The organism is Peribacillus simplex NBRC 15720 = DSM 1321 (genome assembly GCF_002243645.1).
In the GTDB taxonomy this organism is placed as follows: Bacteria; Bacillota; Bacilli; order Bacillales; family DSM-1321; genus Peribacillus; species Peribacillus simplex.
This window is the reverse complement of the sequence record NZ_CP017704.1, coordinates 2,845,027-2,860,792: the sequence shown is the minus strand read 5'-3', so window position 1 is coordinate 2,860,792 and position 15,766 is coordinate 2,845,027. Positions and strand designations below refer to the sequence as shown.

Genomic DNA, 15,766 nt, shown 5'->3' with positions numbered 1-15,766 from the left:
CTTCCTCCTAGTTTCTATTTAATATGTCTAATCTCTATAATTTATAAATGGTAGGGAATTTGTATAAATACCAAAGTGCCTGCCCCCGGTTGTGAATCGATCGTCATTTCACCTTCCAGCAGCTCGACTCTTTCTCTCATTCCTACCAAGCCAAATGAACCTTCTTTTTGAATCGAAGAGTCAAACCCCTTTCCATCATCTTTGACGACGACGGTCACCATCTCCTTGGAAATGGACAGTTTAACTTGAACCTGTTTTGGATCCGCATGCTTCAATGAATTTTGTACGGCCTCTTGAACCAGCCTGAATAAAGCGACCTCCATATCGGAAGGAAGCCTTTTGACCTGTCCAAGGTTGACGAAATTCAGATTCACGCCATTATTATAGTCTTCGGTCGTTTGCAGGTACTTTCTGAGGGTAGGAACAAGGCCTAAGTCATCAAGTGCCATAGGTCTTAGGTCATAGATGATTCTGCGCACTTCATATAAAGCATTCCTTACCATGACCTTTAAACTGCGGATTTCCACTAACGCTTCATCAGGACCTCTCTCCCGTTGCACTCGTTCTATCAAATCTGAGCGCATCATGACGTTTGCCAGCATTTGCGCCGGACCATCATGAATTTCCCGTGAGAGCTTTTTACGTTCCTGCTCCTGGGCTTCGATTATTTTCAGGCCGAAGTCCTGTTTGCGTTTCGCTTCTTGAAGGGCTTCCCCCACAAATTTAAGATCCTGTGTCAAATAATTCTGAACTACCGATATTTGCGAGACAAGATGCACTGCTTTATCGATCGTCTGTTGTAAACCCCTTAACCTTAACTCAAGCTCATCCCGGCGATTGCGGAGCTCTTTCTCCAATTGCCGGTTAATTTGTAAATCGACTTGCAGCTTATGTGCCCTTTCATAAGCATCGCGCACCTGTTCTTCAGAAAAATGGTTGAAGTGCATACTGACTTCTGAAAGCCTCTTTCGAGCAAACCTGGCTTTTGAATCCAGTGCATCGCTGTCGGTTATCACAATGGCAACCCTAATTTTTACATCATCAAGCTCTTTTGTTAATGATTCGAAATCCTTTCGGCATTGTTCGCCGATATCAAAGACTTCATCCTTACTTTCACTAACAGTGCTCACCATTGTTTCTAAGATCTTGTCCAATGCTTTAGCATCAACCTTTTTTATGGACATTAAGATCCCTCCACTTAAATCAAAAGACTTAAACAATTTATTGTCTTAAAGACTATGTATATGGGGAAAAATTCTTTTCCCTTTTCATGAATGGTTAAATTTCAGGTAACTTTTGTATGAAGTAACCTTCATGAACATATTGTACCAAAAAAAGATTAAAAATACGTTAATTCCCTTTTATGATTTCCATAAAATGTACATATTTACTATACATCTCATATTCCCGGCCATTAAGTCTGCCTATTAAAGGCAGAAAGCCATTTCTATTATCCTAATACAAAATATCCTTTTCAATCAAATGGGATATTCCTCTCCATTGATTATCATATGAAACAGATGCATTTATTAAATGGCAAAATCCTTGAAATGAGAGGACACGTTAAGGTAAAACCAGGATAATGGCACAGAACTCATGTTTTTCCTACAATGTTATTCTTTTAAGCATATATGACCAGCTAATAACAATAACAGGCAATGAAATTAATTATAACACGTACAGCTTTATCTTATATTAAAGTTTCTTTACACATGCGGTATGTAAATGAATCGTCATTGCCACTTTTTCCGCAAAGCCTTATAATAAATCAACTAATAGGAAGTACGAAGGTGGAATAGTAATGCTCACTCAATATTTAACGGTGGCAGGCCGCGGCGAACATGAAATCGTCATTGAAAAATCCCGTTTTATTTCCCACATCGCCCGGGTCGAAACCGAAGATGCCGCACAGGCCTTTATCCAGGAAATCAAAAAAAAGCACAAAGATGCTACACATAATTGTTCAGCCTATATGATCGGGGAACAAAACCAAATCCAAAAAGCCCTCGACGATGGAGAACCGAGCGGAACGGCAGGCGTCCCTATCCTAGAAGTGCTTAAGAAAAAGGAACTGAAAGACACCGCTGTTGTGGTCACACGGTATTTTGGCGGCATCAAACTTGGTGCTGGCGGTCTCATTCGCGCTTACAGCAAAGCGACTTCAGAAGGAATAAATACCACTGGTGTGGTCATCAGAAAACTAATGCGGGTCATTTCGACAACTGTCGACTATACCTGGCTTGGAAAATTGGAAAACGAATTGCGATCTTCCATTTATCAAATAAAGGAAATTCAGTACCTGGATCAGGTCAATATCCTTGTATATGTTGAGGAAACACAAAAAGAGACATATACCGCTTGGATTACAGAGCTGACAAATGGTCAAGGCCACATCACTGAGGAAGAAATGCTTTATTTGGAAGAGGAATTCGCCTGATATACTCCTGCATATTTTTCCTTTTTTATGCTGTAATATAATTGAAAAGAAATATTTATTTTACGAAATTATTAAATCATTGTAAAATTAGGTGTAATATATGACGAAATATAAACTGCAGGATTCGAAAAATAGCGATATATGTCTGATGTTCGCTATTTAAAAGGAGAATAAAAAGATGTCTACTACTAGGCGTGTTTATAAAATTAAAAAAACAAAGAAAAAAAGGCGAAAGAGGCTTTGGTTATTGCTTGTTCCCCTGCTGGTACTTGGTCTGGGAGCTTCTACGTATGCAGCAACCCTGTATATGAAAGCCCAGAATGTATTCAATGATTCCTATGACCCTGTGGAAGCATCAGCAAAGCGAGGTGCAGCGATCGACCCGCTCGAAGATAATTTCTCGATCCTTTTCATAGGAATCGATGATAGTAAGGACCGTGACTTAAAAGGAAATTCCCGTTCGGATGCTTTAATGCTGGCCACATTCAATAAAGATCAAAAATCTATAAAACTATTAAGCATTCCACGTGATTCATATGTGTACGTGCCAGCCAAAGGCGTAACCACGAAAATCAACGCGGCCCATGCAGCCGGCGGACCAAAAGCGACAATGGATACCGTAGAGGAGTTACTCGATGTCCCCGTCGATTATTATGTTCGCATGAACTTTAATGCTTTCATAGATGTCGTAGATTCATTGGATGGTATCGAAGTCGACGTCCCTTATGAAATGTATGAAATCGATTCACATGACAAAAAGAATGCCATCCATCTCGAAGAAGGATTACAAACCGTTAATGGTGAAGAAGCATTAGCGTTTGCACGGACACGTAAAAAGGACAGTGATATCCAACGTGGTGAGCGGCAGCAGGAAGTCCTAAAAGCCATCATTGCCAAAGCAACCTCTGCTGGATCACTGACGAAATATACAGACGTAATGGAAGCTGTCGGTGACAATATGACAACGAACCTTAAATTCTCACAAATGAAAGGTTTCATAAAATATGTAACTACCGATAAAGGCCTCAATCTTGAAACCATCAAACTTGAAGGTCAGGATTCTACCATTAACGGAACCTATTATTACCAGCTGAATGAAACATCATTAGCGAACACTAAGCTGTTACTTCAATCCCACTTGAACCTGGGATCAGATGAAAGCAATCAAACTGAATCAGTTCAATCACAAATACAAGAATAAAGTGAACCCCCCACTCATCATGAGTGGGGGGTTCCTTTTTTGGTGCATTCTGCCCCATATAGTTATCTTATATGAAACCACATGCTGCGCAGATAGCCTTTATATGATCAAGCCCTCCAGTCAGCAGCAAAAAAAGCCACCAACCGTTCTTTAAACGATTGGTGGCTTTTCATATACACACTAGCAAATTTAGCTAATCTAGTAATCTATTTCCAAAACGATCATGGCTTGTTTTTAAAGTTGAGCATCTTAAGCAACGGCTGGTAGTTTGAATTGACCAAACCAATTTTCTCCACAAAAATTTCTATGATCAGCAGGAGTCCCGTTACAAGGATCAAAGCTCCCCACATCGTTGCAAATGAAAAGATTATGGCCGCTAAGCCAAAGCAAGCAGCTAAAGCGTAAATGAGCAAGACAGTCTGCTTATGAGTGAATCCCAAGTTTATCAAACAGTGATGTAAATGGGATTTATCAGCAGCCGAGATTGGCTGTTTATTGACGACCCTGCGGATAATCGCGAAAAATGTATCCGAAATGGGAACACCCAAAATGATGATCGGTACGATCAATGAAATCATCGTAACATTTTTAAATCCTAGCAGGGACAGAACGGCAATGATGTAACCTAAGAATAATGCGCCTGTATCTCCCATGAAGATCTTTGCCGGATGGAAGTTATATTTCAAAAAGCCAAGAGTGCTTCCAATCACGATCAATGCGACCATAGCAACAAATAGGTCCCCTTTAATAAGGGCCATTGTTGCAATTGTCACTAATGCGATCGTTGAAACACCGCCTGCAAGACCATCCAGTCCATCTATTAGGTTAATTGCATTAATGATGCCGACAATCCACAAAATGGTTATCGGTATACTTAAAACACCAAATTCAAGTGTATCGGTAAAGAACGGCAAATTGATGAATTCCACTTCAAGCCCGCCCCATAATACGATAATGAGGGCAGCCAAAACCTGGCCCAGGAATTTGGGTGCAGCTCTTAATTCAAAAATATCATCAGCCATCCCGATCAAAATGATGACAAGGGCTCCCACCAGAAGGGGCAACTGTCCCCCAAAATCATTCATGAAAAGTAAGAAGGGTAAGAAGGTAATGAAAAAACTCAAAAATATAGCTAAACCGCCCATGCGCGGCATAACTTTACTATGCACTTTTCGCTCATTCGGTTTATCGGTAGCTCCTAATTTAAAGGCCAGCTTTCCGACAAAAGGAGTCAAAAAAATGGATAATAAAAAGGATACCAACAAGGCCCCTATTAACATCAGGAACGACATCAAAAACCACCTCAATTCAACTAAAAATCTAATACCCGTAACGATCTATAAGAAAACCTATATATAAATGCTTATTTTAATTTTTCATCCTCAAATAAACATTATATACGTTATTGGCTAAAATCTCTATAGAAAAGTTGTTTTTTGCAAATTTTTGTAAATCCGCCCCTATCTTTGTCAGGTTCCCGGATTTTTTTAATTCTAAAGCATTGCAGATGGCCAATTTCAGCTGTTCGACATTGCCGATATCCGTAATCCAGCCCTTGCCCCGATCGGGAATCAATTCCTTTACACCGCCGACATCACTTGTGATTACCGGAAGACCTGATCTTGCTCCTTCAAGTAAAACCAGTGGAAAACTTTCGCTTAAGGAAGTCAATAATGTGATATCCCCCAACGGGTAGATTCGATCTAAATCTTCACGATACCCTAAAAAGTAGACGTGATCGGATAATCCCTTTTCCGAGACCATCTCTTCCAGAGCAGATCTCCTGCTCCCGTCCCCTGCAAGCAACAGCTTTACATGGGGGAATTCCGATACAACTTCGCTTAATGCCGATAAAGCAAATTCATGACCTTTCACCGGTTCAAGCCTTGCAGGCATAATGACGATGAAATCGTCTTTCCCAAACCCAAAATCTTCTCTTTGAAATGGGAAAGGCAATTCCTTTTCAAAGTCAATTCCGTTTAGGATCTTTGTTATTTTGGACGAATGGATTCCTTGGTCAATCAAGTCCTGCTTAAAGCGGTCGGAAACTGCCAGTATATGATCGGCATATTGAAATGACCTTACATGAAGGCCCGTAAACAATTTTCCTTTTACACCCTGCCCCAAAAAGTCATGATGAGGTGAACTGTGAACAGTAAGAAGCCAAGGGCATTTAACGAGGCGCTTTATGAAGGCACCATATATATTCGCCCGCGGACCATGTGTATGGATGATGTCTATATTATTTAGACGGATAAAGTCCCTTAAAGGTTTCAAAATTGAAAGGTCATATTTGGAATGTTGCTTGAAAAGTTCAGTTTGTATCCCGGAGGACGTGGCCCGCCGGTAAAGTTCACCATCTTCAAATAAACCAAGCAAACACTCCTCTTTATTCAATTGGTTCAGTAAGGACATAATATGAAACATACCGCCGCCAGTTTCATTACCAGCATTTAAGTGCAAGATTCTCATCCAGTCCACTCCTTATGTTCAGGAACGCTGCACCGATTTCCTTAACCGCCTAACCTTTAATACGAATCTTGGCAGAGCAAGCATCCGTTTCCACCGTGAAGGTTGCTGGATCAGTCGGTACAACCATTCAAGACGCATCTTTTGCCAGAAAACCGGGGCGCGGTTCACCTTTCCCGCAAGGACATCAAAGCTTCCCCCAACTCCCATGAATAACCCCTTATTGAATAACGCATAATGCTTGGAAACCCATTTTTCCTGCCTAGGGAACCCTAATGCAGTCAATATGATGTCAGGTTCAAGTTCCGCTATCGACTTAGGCAGGGTATCGTCCTTGATATCAATGTAACCATGGTTGTATCCCACTAACTCGAGTCCCGGGTATAATTCTTTTACTTTCAGGGCCGCTGCTTCAATCACGTTTTCCTCCGCTCCAAGCAGGTAAACCTTCAGCGCTTTTTCATCAGCAACCCGAAATAATTCATTCATCAAGTCGAATCCTGTAATCCGCTCTTGTAAAGGTTGATTTAGCCATTTAGAGGCCATAATAATACCAACGCCATCCGGAGTGATGTAATCAGCCGATATAATGATGTCTTTATAATCCTGATGTTCATTTGCATATTCAACTATTTCCGGATTTGCCGTAACGATAAACGTTTTTTCCTGATTCATCAATCTTGGATAGATCATTCCATTCATGAATTCATCCATATTGCTATCAATGAATGGTATGGATAGTATCTCAACAAACTTTTCTGTCATTTCACTTCAGCCTTTCATATGTACTATACATCTAAAGGGTGGGGTATTATTCAAGAAATTTTTTCATACACATCATAGAACGTGATTTTTGATTCAAAGGTGGTTAATCAATTGAAATTTATAGAAAAACAATCGTTACCCATTCTATTTCTGTGCCTGCTCGTCCCATTGGCAGTGCCTCACCCTATCGCCGGTTACATAGCAACGGCGTTGATGCTCGCTTTTATCGGTATAAATAAAAAAAACCTGTTATTAATTCTATTCATTTATTTCCCTGCCCGTCCCTTATTGATGGAACTGAATAGCGGCTTAACCTATACAGGTGACCTGATTATCCTCACCTTATTCATTTCTTTGATTATTGAAAGGTTCAAAAAGGACGAATGGCAATTTTCGAAATATCATTTTACTGCGCCCTTTTGGTTGTTTTGTTTAATTGGTGCCGGGGCTGCACTCATAAACGGAGTAGGAATCCTCCCCATCCTATTTGAACTCCGTGCATTGCTTATTACATTCTTGCTTCTTTACATTATCGGTGAATTAAATCTAGAAAGAAAGGATATCTTTCGCTTTTTGAAGGTAATCCTAATATTTACAATCTTACTTTGCCTGCATGGCATAGTGGAGAAAATCTTTTCACGTACGATACTGCTTCCCCATGCATGGGAAATGTGGAATCTTTCTCCAACAAACCGGATGAGGATTTATGGAGCACCTGCCAATCCTAATGTATTTGCCTTATTCTTAAGCATCCAGTTATTCCTTAGTTTCTTTCTATTTCAGTCGCTTAAAAAATATAAATGGATCATCTTTCTGGCAGCCATCCTGCTCTCCGGAACGTTACTGCTTACCTATTCCCGGGGCACGATGATTGCATTCGGATTCGCTGCGCTTGTCTTTATGATATGGACTAGAAATAAACCATTTCTCAAATATGCTGTAGGAGCATTTTGTCTCGGCCTGCTTCTTATTTATTACCCAGTTTTATTTGCATCAAGTAAAGTGGAGGTATCCGCATCGGTCCCGATGGAAAATGTGGTAATTGGCAGCACCCCCCCGTCTGAAAACGAAAATGCCCTTTCCAATCGTTTTTCAGAAATGTTCTCTGATAAGACTCTGCACCAGAGTACAGAATGGGGCCGGTTATATGTCCTAATCAAGGGAATTGAAATTTTTAAAGATCACCCGATAATAGGTACAGGGCTAGCTACCTTCGGAGATTCAGCCACACTTTCCTTTTCCTCACCAATTTATCAGGAATACCAAATTGGTGAAAGGATGTATACCGATAATCAATATATCCAGATTCTGGTCCAAACTGGTGTACTGGGCTTTCTTGCGGTTCTTGCATTCATCTTTTTTTCCTGCCGTAAAATCCTTAAATCGGGAAATGGCACTTTGGCAGCGTTCACCATCTGCCTGATGTTGGCCGCATTATTAGCAGGACTTTTCTACAATATTCTCGAAGATAAAACGTTTACGCTGATATTTTATAGTTGTTTGGGACTCTGTTTACAGAAGGACATCATTTTAAAGGATTGAAAATATGCCTACTCTTTCACATGTCATTAAATCGGTCGGGCTCGTCACTATTATTGCGGCCATTGGAAAAGTCCTCGGATTCGGGCGGGAATCGATCATAGCCGCCTATTTCGGGGCATCATCAATGGCAGATGTTTTTTTCGTGGCAAGCCTCATACCAACCATTCTTTTTACGGCTCTCGGCAGCGGTCTTCAGGCCGGCGTTATTCCTATTTACTTGGAAAAGAAGGCCGATAACCCATTGAAAGCTGATGAATTCATCAGTGTTTTAGGTTCATTTTTTATGCTGTTAGCCGGAGTCATGACCATTGCCTGCATGATTTTCATAAAGCCTCTCGTCATGTTGACAGCCCCGGGTTTCTCTGATTCAGAGCTTGCCCTGACAGAGTCACTGACCCGGATCATGCTGCCAAGTTTACTATTTTTCACGCTTTCTTACATGGCCACGGGGGTCCTCAATGCGAATAAGCGTTTTATTCTGCCGGCACTCACTTCCACTGCACAAAACACGGTCATTATAGCAGCCACCGTATTGTTCGCTGCTCCGTTTGGGATTGAAGGGTTGGCTTGGGGGTTTGTGTTCGGTGCAGCAAGCCAGTTCCTTATCCAATACCCATCATTGAAGAAATACGGAATCCGTCCCATCGTCTCTTTCCTGCCTCATAAACGGCAGATCGTGCAAACACTGTTCACCTTTTATCCAATCATTATCGCCGCTTTGGCAATCCAGTTGAATAGTGTCGTCGATCGAATTATTGCGACTTCGCTCGAAACCGGAAGCGTATCGGCCCTGAACTATGCGAATCGCCTGCTGTGGCTGCCATTAAGCATTGTCCTCACGCCGCTGATTACCGTATTGTACCCTTCAATCGTCGAGCGGGCGCTTATAGGCTATCAATCTTTCCTTAATTTGACCTTAAAGGGGTTGAAATCGCTATTATTTTTAGCGATTCCGTTCATGGTCGTCATGTTAATCAGCGGAAACAGCTTAATCACTCTGGCTTTCCAGCGCGGGGCTTTCGATGCTTCAGCAACCGAAATGACGTATAGAGCATTCATCTTTTATTCAGCTTGCCTCCCGTTCTTTGCACTGAGGGATTATCTGATGAACGCCTTCTACGCCTTGAAGAAAACGAAAGTGGCGATGTATTCCTGCCTGATTGCCGTATTGCTTAACGTCCTGCTTAGCTGGGTCCTATCACGTTATCTCGGCGTCGGTGGAATTGCTTTAGCATCGGGCATTTCCATGCTCCTGCAATCTCTCTACCTTTTCAGCTACCTATGGCTAAAGACAGAAAGAACGGACAAGGCCGCTTTCAGAGATGTTTTCCAGGAAAGCAGCAAGCTTGCCATCATCGGAACCATCATTTACGGAATCGCTCTCTGGATCCATCCGCTTACACTCACGTTGCCCATCATCATGGAATTAGTGCTCATCTCGCTGCTGGTATTCGGATTATATCTCGCATTATCCATTCTTTTTAAAGTAAGCAGCCTGCAAGCGATGAAAAGGATCAGATCATCAAAGTAATACATTAGAAGAAGGAGTGCCATTATGGAAATTTTAATCACAACGATTTTCAACTACCCTCATGAAGGAGGGCTATCGAGCCATATCACTACGTTAAAAAAAGGTTTAATGTCGCGGGGCCATAATGTGGACATATTATCTTTCTCTCAATTACCACCTTTCAAGAGGAAGATGCTCGCCCAGGCTCCAGGATTTTTATTAAATAAAGTAAAACAGGGAAGCGGCCAGCTTTTCAATGACCGACAACGCCAAAAATTATTGGCTTCATCTATTAAAGCCTTGAAAAAGAACTATGATGTCATTAATGCTCAAGACATTTTCGCAACGCTTGCCTCCATCGAATCCGGGATACCAACGGTGCAAACCGTCCATGGTTATTATTCATTCGAGGCAGTCAGCAGGGGCGCCCTTCTTCCGGATAGTGAAGAAGATTTGATAATTCGCGAGCTAGAAAGAAAAGCTTATCAGTCTGCTGCAAAGGTCGTGACTGTCGATCAAAGGATCAAAGACTATATAAATCATTTGGCACATATAGAGGCGGATACGATCAAGAACTTCATTGACGTGTCTGCTTTCAAACCGGAAATGGCAAAGCGGGAGCAAACTCGCCGGGACTTTCAAATACCCCTACATAAAAAGATGCTTTTCGTTCCGAGAAGAATGACGGAAAAGAACGGTGTCATCTACCCGCTCCTTGCTCTGCCTGAGGTGCTGGAAAACCATCCTGAAACGGTATTGGTCTATGCAGGTACAGGGGAACAGCTAAGCCGGCTTGAGGACACTGCAGCCAGGCTCAGAATATCCGATTCCGTACTTTTCCTTGGTTCAGTGCCTTTCGAGAAAATGCATAACCTCTATGAAGCATCGGACATCGTACTCATCCCAAGCGTTCATTCCCATGGGGTGGAAGAAGCTACTTCCATTTCTGCATTAGAAGCGATGAGTTGCCGCTCACCCGTCATCGCAAGCGCGATTGGAGGTTTAAAGGAGATTCTCATTGATGGTGAAGATGGTCTGTTAGTAGAGGAAAAAAATAAAGAAGCACTTGCACAAGCCATCTCCATTCTGCTTAAAGACACTAAATATGCAACAAAGTTAGCTGCGAAAGCAAGATATAAAATGGAAAGCGAATACTCCCATCTTACGGCTGCCGAGCGGTTTGAGAAAGCTTATGATGAAGTGCTTAACTAAAAAAAGCAGACCCGAAGCCCGGGTCTGCTTTTCACTATCATACCAATGCTGAACTACGCCTTTTCATTTGTTCTTCACGGTATTTTTTCTGTTCTTGTTTAGACATGGCGTTATATTCTTTTAAGAATGCTTCATATTGCGGCATTACTTCGTTCATGGCACCGTATGCCTTTAACTCTCCATATTCAAGCCATAAAGCCTTTTGACAAAACTTTTTCATCTGACCGATTGAATGGCTGACAAAGAACATCGTTTTGCCCTTCGCCTTAAATTCGTTCATCTTCTCTAAACATTTTTCAGCAAAGTTTTTATCCCCGACAGATAAGGCTTCATCAATAATAAGGATATCTGGATCGATATGCACGGAAATGGAAAAACCAAGCCTGGATTTCATGCCGCTTGAGTAGGATTTCACCGGTTGGTCAATGAACTTACCAAGTTCTGAAAACTCAATGATCTCAGGCTCAAGTTCTTTGATCCGATTTTTATCGAATCCTAGCATCAGCATTTTCAGCTCGATGTTTTCTCTGCCCGTCAACTGATTATTCAGACCCGATGAAACGGCAATCAAAGCCGTTTTCCCGTTAGTTTGGACATTTCCGTCCGTAGGCGGGATAATGCCTGCAATAATATTGGACAATGTGGATTTACCTGATCCGTTGACCCCGACAAATCCTATTACATCGCCCTTTTCTGCTTCAAAACTTACATTCCTCAGAGCAAAATACTCTTCCCCATAGCTTTTGGGCAAAAGGAGATCCAATAATTTTTCCGAGTTTTTATTATATAATTTATATTTTTTCGTTATATCTTTGACTATTACCGATTTTTCCAACTTTTCTCACTTCCAGTTTACTTAAAGTCAACAAAGCGATCTCTAAACCTGACATGCAGCGAGGAACCTATCAAAAACAAGATGATAACGACTGCCCAGAAATAAAGGGTATATTCCCAATGCGCTATTAGATACCATGATTCCCCCAACAATGAAGCTCGATACCCATCCACGATATAATATAGTGGATTCAGCTTCATGATATTGACTATGATAGGGTGCTCCTTAGCATCCAATACCCAAAGGATTGGTGTTAAATAAAACAAGACTTTCATTAAGGACACGATTATATTATGAACGTCACGAATAATGGTTGATAATGTTGAAGAGATTAAGCCAAATGAAAATAGCAGCGCAACCGTCGCGGCAACATAATACGGCAGTTGTATGATATAAACTGTTGGGAGGTATCCAGTAAAACCTAATAGGATGATGATGACTCCCAGCAGCATGAGATGCTGATACAACTTAGCAAAGATGACATACGAAGGAATGACACTCATCGGAAAGCTCATCTTGGATACCATATTCAGTCGGGAATAAACGGATTTGGACGTTTGGGTTATTGAAGGATTCACAAAAAACCAGACAACGATCCCTGCCATCAGCCATGGAAGGAAATTTTCACCGCGATTTAAAATTATAAATCCGAATACAAACCAATAAATCGCAATCTGTATCATCGGATTGATGATTTCCCATAGGATTCCCAGGTAGTTATTGCTGTTGGCACTTTTCATCTCATAAACAGATAAACGCCTTACCAAATAAAAATTATTGATTTGTTCTTTTAAAACGGTCAAAGCTGAACTCATAAATTACACAGACCTTCCTAAAAACACTTTTTCTACGACACGGCGTGAAGCCTGGCCATCCTCGAGTGCACAAAACCGCTCGTGAAAATGATTGATATCATTGGTATTTTCATATTTCATCGTCTTGATACTATCAATGACCGCATCAGATGTTTTTACTAACAAACCAGGTGCATTCTTTTCAAAATCAAAGTAAAACCCGCGAAGCTTGTCCCTGTAATTTTCAATATCATATACATAGAAAAGCATCGGACGCTGTAAATTTGCGTAATCAAAGAATACGGATGAATAATCAGTTATTAATAAATCCGAAATAAGATACAAATGACTAATATCTTCGTAACTGGATAAATCATAGGCGAATCCTTGATACGCCGATAAATCCAAGTTCTCAGAAACCAAATAATGAAGACGGAGCAAAATGACATACTCCTCCCCCAATTCCTGTTTCATTCGATCCAGATCCAGTTTTATTTCAAACTTATATTTTCCCTTACTATAAAACTCATCGTCCCTCCAAGTTGGGGCATATAAAACGATCCTTTTCTCTATTGGTATACCCAACTTCTGTTTCAATGAGTCGATTGTATCACGATTATTCCCATTGTAAAGTATATCATTCCGAGGATAACCGGTTTCCAGAATTTTAGAAGTATCGACATTGAAGGCACGGGCAAAAATTTCACTTGAATAAGCGTTCGGTGAAATTAAATAATCCCATTTACTTGATTCGGCATGGAAATTTTCTTTATATTTATCCGTCGTTGTTCCAGGCATATGAACTTCATTCATATCCGCCGCAAGTTTCTTTAATGGAGTCCCATGCCACGTTTGCAAATAGATCGTGTGCTTCGGCTTCGGAATCCAAAGCGGGAGCCTGCTGTTCGTTACCCAATAATGGGCTCTTGTCATTTTGAGGAGCCAACTAAATGAAAAACGATTGAGATATGGGATACCTGCCTCTTCGAAATGAGCTGTATATCTTTTATCTACGCTCCAATACATTTTATATTCAGGATGGTTACTCTGCAAGTATTCATAAATCGCCCGGGGATTGCAGCTATACTGCTTGCCCAAAAAGCTCTCAAAAATAACAAGTTTCCGGTCCACTGGCAATACTGTCCCCGCCAATGCAAAAGCCATTTTATATCCTCTTAAAATAATTGCTATAGCCTTATTTTTAACAAGCGATAGAAAGGAAGGTCTCTTTGAGGTTTGCATTTTTTCATTTGACATATCCGATCTCCCTTTTTATTGATTAATGATATTGGAACCATGCTAATAAATCGAATTAAAAATAAGCTCGCCCAATAGAAGGGAGAGCTTATTTTTGGTGTACTTCTAACAGCTACTCCAAAGACTTTATTGCCAGTCCCAAATTATTTGCCACTGTTGTATAAAACTCCACATTTTTCTTATTATACGTCATCTTATTTTTCAGGATCCTTTTAATATTCACCAATTGATAATCATTGTAGCGAATGAACACCGTAAATAATGACTTTTCCATTTTTTCAATTTCATCTAATGAAACAGTGAAATGGCCTCTATTACCTTCTATTTGAACTCCGCAATTGATTTCATTGTCAATTCTTGTTCTATCACGTATCAATACAGAATCTATGTTGTTTATATCATCACCATAAATCTCAAAACTTTGGTGGTAAACATTATCCATAATATAAGAATCCAATGCACGAGCAAGCATCGGTATCCTTACGTAGCGATATTCACCTTCCAGAAATGGAAGTTCATAATAAGGTAAACCATCTTTTATATAATATTTTTTATTGGAATCTCGCTTTAACCATTCAAACAACTTTACGAAATCATCGATACGATCCTCCATGAATAATTCAAGTGCTAATTTATAAATAGGTACTTTAAATTCATTCTTGAAGTCATATGACAAGTTTTTCGCAGTTTCGACAACTTCCCTTAATATTTCAATAAAATCTTCTTTATTCTTGGATTTCACAAAGGTTTGACTGTCGAACGTTTTTACAATATCGTACTCATAAATCCGGTTAAGAGCCACCCTTTTCAATTCAATTGCAATATCCTTGGATTGAATATACTTTATTATGTCAACATCCGCTTTTCTTTTGTCCAACACATTGGTAATACGTGTTAAAGAAGTTGAGTTTTCCGAAGTTCTATTGACATAATAAATAGGTTTTGTAGTAGTTGATACTGCTCTAACTTTAAAGAAAACATCTGTAAAAAACCATTTATCTTCACCGAATTTCATATTCGGAAAACCAATTTCATTTTCTTTAACCATAGGCAGATTCATCATCCTAGCCGTTGGACCCATATGATAGAAAAAGTGCGGAACATCCATTGGGGTGATGCTTCTTCTTTCTTTAATGGAAGCAAACTCACCGATAACACTCTCTGACTCAGATTCGACTTTTACCGTTTTGCCCACTACATAATCATCACCGGTTTCCTCCAGGATGTTATAGAGGCTTTCCAGTCCATCATGGGCAAGCCAGTCATCCGCGTCTAAAAAAGTTATATATTTGGATGTTCCCAATTCTATTCCAATGTTTCTGGGGGTCCCCGGTGACCCATTAGTTTCTTTAAGGGTAACTAAACAGATATTTTTATATTTAGCTGTATACTCTTGAATGATTTTATTGGTGCCATCAGTCGAACAATCATCAATGATGATATATTCAATCTGATCTATGCCCATGGTTTGATTTATTACTGATTCAATCGTTTTTCTGATGAATTTTTCAGCATTGTATGCAGCAGTGACTACAGTGACTTTTTTTCCTTTTCCTAAAAATTTATTTCTTAAGCTTACAGGATTATTTTTAATTGGAATCTTACTGCACTTTAAAAGTTCCCTCGCTTTTTGACGTACCAAGAAATTCATACGATTCCTCTCCTTTACTAGAGGTAACATAGATGTTTCGACCAGGCAGCCAGTTCACCAGTTACTTAAAGGCAACAATACCCTTTATTTAAG

The 15,766-nt window shown here is 40.3% G+C and carries 12 protein-coding genes and 1 pseudogene; 5 read left to right on the top strand and 8 right to left on the bottom strand.

What is annotated here, in order from left to right:
• Nucleotides 1–41 precede the first annotated feature (41 nt).
• Nucleotides 42–1,184 (bottom strand): sensor histidine kinase, encoded by a 1,143-nt coding sequence (locus BS1321_RS13635; protein WP_063235704.1) that lies wholly within the window; start codon nucleotides 1,182–1,184, stop codon nucleotides 42–44.
• A gap of 617 nt (nucleotides 1,185–1,801) precedes the next feature.
• Between BS1321_RS13635 and BS1321_RS13630 the strand changes: the two genes are divergently transcribed.
• Entirely contained in the window at nucleotides 1,802–2,437 is a 636-nt protein-coding gene (locus BS1321_RS13630) for a YigZ family protein (RefSeq protein ID WP_063235703.1), read from the top strand.
• Between the two features lie 178 nt (nucleotides 2,438–2,615).
• Nucleotides 2,616–3,638: an LCP family protein gene (locus BS1321_RS13625; protein ID WP_063235702.1), complete on the top strand. Its 1,023-nt coding sequence runs from the start codon at nucleotides 2,616–2,618 to the stop codon at nucleotides 3,636–3,638.
• A 221-nt stretch (nucleotides 3,639–3,859) separates the two neighbouring features.
• On the opposite strand, the gene BS1321_RS13620 is transcribed toward BS1321_RS13625, so the two are convergent.
• From BS1321_RS13620 to BS1321_RS13610, 3 genes are all read right to left on the bottom strand, one after another.
• Entirely contained in the window at nucleotides 3,860–4,918 is a 1,059-nt protein-coding gene (locus BS1321_RS13620; protein ID WP_063235716.1) for a glycosyltransferase family 4 protein, read from the bottom strand.
• Nucleotides 4,919–5,006: 88 nt separating this feature from the next.
• Nucleotides 5,007–6,110 carry a glycosyltransferase family 4 protein gene (locus BS1321_RS13615; RefSeq protein ID WP_063235701.1) on the bottom strand — a complete coding sequence of 368 codons (1,104 nt, stop codon included), beginning with the start codon at nucleotides 6,108–6,110 and terminating at the stop codon, nucleotides 5,007–5,009.
• An 18-nt stretch (nucleotides 6,111–6,128) separates the two neighbouring features.
• Nucleotides 6,129–6,872, bottom strand: a complete 744-nt coding sequence (locus BS1321_RS13610; RefSeq protein WP_063235700.1) for a WecB/TagA/CpsF family glycosyltransferase — start codon at nucleotides 6,870–6,872, stop codon at nucleotides 6,129–6,131.
• A 111-nt stretch (nucleotides 6,873–6,983) separates the two neighbouring features.
• Between BS1321_RS13610 and BS1321_RS13605 the strand changes: the two genes are divergently transcribed.
• The 3 genes from BS1321_RS13605 to BS1321_RS13595 are packed head-to-tail and all read left to right on the top strand — an operon-like array spanning nucleotide 6,984 to nucleotide 11,136.
• The gene (locus tag BS1321_RS13605; RefSeq protein ID WP_063235699.1) at nucleotides 6,984–8,414 is read left to right on the top strand and encodes an O-antigen ligase family protein; all 1,431 of its coding nucleotides are present in this window, start codon (nucleotides 6,984–6,986) and stop codon (nucleotides 8,412–8,414) included.
• A gap of 4 nt (nucleotides 8,415–8,418) precedes the next feature.
• The gene (gene murJ / locus BS1321_RS13600; protein WP_063235698.1) at nucleotides 8,419–9,945 is read left to right on the top strand and encodes a murein biosynthesis integral membrane protein MurJ; all 1,527 of its coding nucleotides are present in this window, start codon (nucleotides 8,419–8,421) and stop codon (nucleotides 9,943–9,945) included.
• 24 nt (nucleotides 9,946–9,969) lie between these two features.
• Entirely contained in the window at nucleotides 9,970–11,136 is a 1,167-nt protein-coding gene (locus BS1321_RS13595) for a glycosyltransferase family 4 protein (protein WP_063235697.1), read from the top strand.
• A 37-nt stretch (nucleotides 11,137–11,173) separates the two neighbouring features.
• Here BS1321_RS13595 and tagH read toward each other — a convergent pair whose 3' ends face one another.
• The 4 genes and pseudogenes from tagH to BS1321_RS13575 form a co-directional block, all read right to left on the bottom strand.
• Complete coding sequence (gene tagH, locus BS1321_RS13590) at nucleotides 11,174–11,971, bottom strand: teichoic acids export ABC transporter ATP-binding subunit TagH (RefSeq protein ID WP_063235696.1); 798 nt, start codon at nucleotides 11,969–11,971, stop codon at nucleotides 11,174–11,176.
• A 17-nt stretch (nucleotides 11,972–11,988) separates the two neighbouring features.
• A complete protein-coding gene (locus BS1321_RS13585; RefSeq protein ID WP_063235695.1) occupies nucleotides 11,989–12,786 on the bottom strand; it encodes an ABC transporter permease in 798 nt (265 codons plus the stop codon).
• A gap of 3 nt (nucleotides 12,787–12,789) precedes the next feature.
• A pseudogene (locus BS1321_RS13580) lies at nucleotides 12,790–13,980 on the bottom strand (CDP-glycerol glycerophosphotransferase family protein); the annotation flags it as partial.
• Nucleotides 13,981–14,134: 154 nt separating this feature from the next.
• Nucleotides 14,135–15,673 (bottom strand): glycosyltransferase family 2 protein, encoded by a 1,539-nt coding sequence (locus BS1321_RS13575; protein ID WP_063235693.1) that lies wholly within the window; start codon nucleotides 15,671–15,673, stop codon nucleotides 14,135–14,137.
• Between the last annotated feature and the right edge of the window lie 93 nt (nucleotides 15,674–15,766).

Excerpts from the sequence above, each read along its gene's own strand:
- BS1321_RS13635 (WP_063235704.1), bottom strand. The coding sequence starts at position 1,184 with ATGTCCATAAAAAAGGTTGATGCTAAAGCATTGGACAAGATCTTAGAA.
- BS1321_RS13630 (WP_063235703.1), top strand. The coding sequence starts at position 1,802 with ATGCTCACTCAATATTTAACGGTGGCAGGCCGCGGCGAACATGAAATC.
- BS1321_RS13625 (WP_063235702.1), top strand. The coding sequence starts at position 2,616 with ATGTCTACTACTAGGCGTGTTTATAAAATTAAAAAAACAAAGAAAAAA.
- BS1321_RS13620 (WP_063235716.1), bottom strand. The coding sequence starts at position 4,918 with ATGTTAATAGGGGCCTTGTTGGTATCCTTTTTATTATCCATTTTTTTG.
- BS1321_RS13615 (WP_063235701.1), bottom strand. The coding sequence starts at position 6,110 with ATGAGAATCTTGCACTTAAATGCTGGTAATGAAACTGGCGGCGGTATG.
- BS1321_RS13610 (WP_063235700.1), bottom strand. The coding sequence starts at position 6,872 with ATGACAGAAAAGTTTGTTGAGATACTATCCATACCATTCATTGATAGC.
- murJ (WP_063235698.1), top strand. The coding sequence starts at position 8,419 with ATGCCTACTCTTTCACATGTCATTAAATCGGTCGGGCTCGTCACTATT.
- BS1321_RS13595 (WP_063235697.1), top strand. The coding sequence starts at position 9,970 with ATGGAAATTTTAATCACAACGATTTTCAACTACCCTCATGAAGGAGGG.
- BS1321_RS13585 (WP_063235695.1), bottom strand. The coding sequence starts at position 12,786 with ATGAGTTCAGCTTTGACCGTTTTAAAAGAACAAATCAATAATTTTTAT.
- BS1321_RS13575 (WP_063235693.1), bottom strand. The coding sequence starts at position 15,673 with ATGAATTTCTTGGTACGTCAAAAAGCGAGGGAACTTTTAAAGTGCAGT.